The sequence below is a fragment of the Nostoc sp. NMS4 genome (genome assembly GCF_017115095.1).
Taxonomy (GTDB): domain Bacteria; phylum Cyanobacteriota; class Cyanobacteriia; order Cyanobacteriales; family Nostocaceae; genus Nostoc.
This window is the reverse complement of sequence record NZ_JABXKI010000349.1, coordinates 1-3,789: the sequence shown is the minus strand read 5'-3', so window position 1 is coordinate 3,789 and position 3,789 is coordinate 1. Positions and strand designations below refer to the sequence as shown.

Genomic DNA, 3,789 nt, shown 5'->3' with positions numbered 1-3,789 from the left:
AAAGCTGTTTTTTGGAATTGGGATGTAGAACCTTATTCACAAGAACGCGATCGCACCATTATAAATGCCCTCAAAGAAAAAGGCATTGAGTTTCTTAACCAAAACTGGGATCAAATTCTCAACTCTCCAGATGAAATCCGCACGGGTGGTAACAGTCGTTACACGGTTTACACGCCCTTCTGGAAAAATTGGATTACTAAACCGAAGGCTCAACCTGTCGAAACGCTGCAAAATGTTGAGGGATTAACGGAAGCTGAACAGGAAATTGCAAAACTTGCAGGTGCGATCGCATTACCTTCAGCGAAAGATTTAGGGTTTATTTGGGATGAACAATTAATTATTTCACCGGGAGAGGTCGCGGCGCAAGAACGATTAGAAGAATTTACTAATAAAGCTATTACTGAATACCAAGAACAGCGAAATTTCCCCGCAGTTGATGGAACATCACAACTGAGTGCAGCTTTAAAATTTGGCGTAATTGGCATTCGCACCGTTTGGCAAGCCACTATTGAAGCATTAGAAAATAGCCGCAGTGAGGAAACAGCAATTAATATCCGCACATGGCAACAGGAATTAGCTTGGCGGGAGTTTTATCAACACGCAATGTATAACTTCCCCGAATTAGCTGATGGTGCTTTCCGCGACACCTTTAAGGACTTTCCTTGGGAAACTAACGAAGAACATTTCCAAGCTTGGTGTGACGGAAGAACTGGCTATCCTATTGTAGATGCAGCAATGCGTCAGTTAAACGAAAGTGGCTGGATGCACAACCGTTGTCGAATGATTGTTGCTAGTTTCCTCACCAAAGACTTGCTAATTAATCCCCAATTGGGAGAAAAATATTTTATGCAGAAGTTGATTGATGGTGATTTATCTGCTAATAATGGCGGTTGGCAATGGAGTGCTTCGAGTGGTATGGACCCGAAACCTGTGCGGATTTTCAACCCAGCCAGTCAAACACAAAAATTCGATCCAGATGGAGAATATATTCGGCAATGGGTATCAGAATTGCGGTCTGTAGATACAGAATATTTAGTTACTGGTAAAATTCCACCTTTAGAACGTCATGCTGTTGGTTATCCTGACCCAATTGTGGATCATAAAATCCAACAACAGCAATTTAAACTGCGTTATCAACAACAAAAAATTCTTAGTAGTGGTGATTGAGATAACTTTTGACAGATGGTTGAAAGGTGATATCACTTGTCCCCCGTTAGATCAGTGGTCAAAAATATTCGTCGAACGAACGTTTTTTGTGTAAGTGGCGATTTTCTTCAAAGTAGGGAGTACCTAAAGCTTTCGGGGGTGTAGATTTTCCCAATTTACCCACTAATGCCAATAAAGCGATCGCATAAGGTAGCATTACTAAAAATTGGTAAGGTATATTTGCCCCTAATGCCTGAATTCGCAGTTGCAAAGCTTCTGTAGCCCCAAACAGTAAACAAGCTAAAGTACTACCAAAAGGGTGTCATCTGCCAAAAATTAATGCTGCGATCGCAAGTTAAGGGGAGTGGGTTAACGAAAGAGCCATTTTGTCTTATGTGCAATCGTAAACCTCACCTGGAGGGGTTTTTGCTCCATCGCTGATTCAAGAACTATTTATGAGAATGGCGACGCCTTATTTTTACATGCCGCAGTGACTCTCACGCAGAGATTCTCAAGAAGGGTCGTTTGTGAGAAGACGGCAGATTGTCAAACCATAAGAGGTACTAGTCAGCTAGTATTATACTAATTATTGCCTATAACCCTAAATCCTCTATAGGATTACTATTTGATTTTTGAACAACACGTAGGGTGTGTTATCGCGAAGCGTAACGCACCATTTTCAAGGGTTTGGTGCGTTAGACTAAAGTCATAACGCACCCTACAAATACTTAATTTTTTTCAGAAATCAAACCGGATTCCTATATGTTCCATCAAGCTTACGTAAATATTATCGCTATACGCTTCTTGAAAAAGTTTTTTTAACACTTGATTTGACCCTCTGAAGCTAATATTTATGTACCTTTCCAAATTTCAACTTTTCAATTATAAATCTTTTTTCAACTCTGGTTTATTGGAATTTACACCAGGTATTAATATAATTGTTGGACAAAATAACGTAGGAAAAACGGCACTACTCGAAGCACTCACGCTTAATTTTCATGATATACCGCATCGAAGTATCAAAACATTACCAAGCAATTCTTCATATATTGATCCTAAATCAAAAGCAAATATTACCTTAACTTTTACTCAACACGAATTTTACTCGTTGATGAATGGACTTTTGCTTCCAGTTTTAATTTTGTCTCCTCAGAGTCAAAACTTAAATCATGCTCTAGTAAATCCGCAGGCAGGAATAAATTTATTTAAAAAATGGTTAGAAACATCAAATTTAGTAAAACTTAATTTATCACTTTTTAGCGTAAATTATCATGAGCGAATTGACGTAAAAAATAGTGAACTAACATTTGGGCTATATGAGCCACAATTAACGGAATCTAATGCAAATCGATACCCATCTATTAATATAAAACGAACCTCTGAAGATATTATAGATTTATATCAGCAAACATCTGTACCGATAACAGATACAATTGTTGGTAAATTATTAAATATTTCCTATAACCTAATTTATAGATTTCATGCAGAAAGATTCAATGTCGGAAGCTGTGCTTTTGGAAATAATTCTGAACTCCAACCAAACGCATCTAATTTAGCTGAAGTTCTTAATAGTTTGCAAGGAAAAAATCCCAAGCGGTTTGAAAGGCTTAATAATCTTGTTTCAGTTATTTTTCCACAAATAAAAAGAATTACTGTTGAATCCAGACCCCAACAAGTTGAAATTATGGTATGGAATGTAGATCCTGAAACTGAAAGGCAAGACTTGGCTATTTCACTATCAGCTTCTGGAACAGGAATTGGTCAAGTTTTAGCTATTTTATATGTTGTGATAAATTCGCAAGAAGCACGAACTATTATTATCGATGAACCACAATCATTTTTACATCCAGGAGCAGCAAAAAAACTTATCGAAATATTAAAAAAAGATTTTATTCAGCATCAATATATTATTGCAACTCATTTACCCACCATCATTTCTGCTGCAAATCCTTCTAAAATAGTGATGCTCAAATATGAAGATTGCGAAACCAAAGGATTAGAAATAGATGCAAAACAGACGAAAGAGCAACGTTCTCTTTTGGCTGAAGTAGGAGTAAGCTTGTCTGATGTTTTTGGGGCGGATAATATTCTTTGGGTGGAAGGTCCAACAGAAGAGCGATGTTTCCCATTGATACTAGAGAATATTGCAAAAAAGCTTTTAGAAGGTACAAGTATTCTTGCTGTCAAAAATACTGGTGACTTGGATGGCAAACGAGCAGAATTAATATTTGATATCTACGATAAGCTGAGTGGAGGAACAAGTTTATTTCCACCTGCAATTGGATTTTTGTTCGATAGCGAAGGGAAATCAGAAAATAAACTTTTAGATTTGCAGAAAAGAAGCAAAAGACCAGTTAAATTTTTGCCTCGGCGAATGTATGAAAATTATCTGCTTCATACAGATGCAATAGTGAATATCATCAATGAAGATGATGAATGTCGGGAACAACCTCTCACTAACGAAGAGGTTGAGGAATGGCTCAATAAAAAAAAGCAAGAAGGTATGTATTTACCTAAAGATATCAAGATTCAGAAAATTTCAGATACTGAATGGTCTTGCAAAGTTGATGCTGCGAACCTTCTCAAGGATTTATTTTCAACATTTTGTGAAACGCGATTAGTCTTTTCAAAAACAACACACTC

General features: G+C 37.1%; 2 protein-coding genes and 1 pseudogene. 2 read left to right on the top strand and 1 reads right to left on the bottom strand.

Annotation, left to right across the window (positions count from 1 at the left end):
* Positions 1–1,167: FAD-binding domain-containing protein (locus HWQ37_RS30765; protein ID WP_292754365.1), on the top strand; the 1,167-nt coding region annotated here is incomplete at its 5' end.
* 58 nt (positions 1,168–1,225) lie between these two features.
* Here HWQ37_RS30765 and HWQ37_RS30760 read toward each other — a convergent pair.
* Positions 1,226–1,501: pseudogene (locus tag HWQ37_RS30760) on the bottom strand (ABC transporter permease); the annotation flags it as partial.
* A gap of 555 nt (positions 1,502–2,056) precedes the next feature.
* Between HWQ37_RS30760 and HWQ37_RS30755 the strand changes: the two are divergent.
* A partial coding sequence (locus HWQ37_RS30755; RefSeq protein WP_292754362.1) for an AAA family ATPase occupies positions 2,057–3,789 on the top strand: 1,733 nt, incomplete at its 3' end.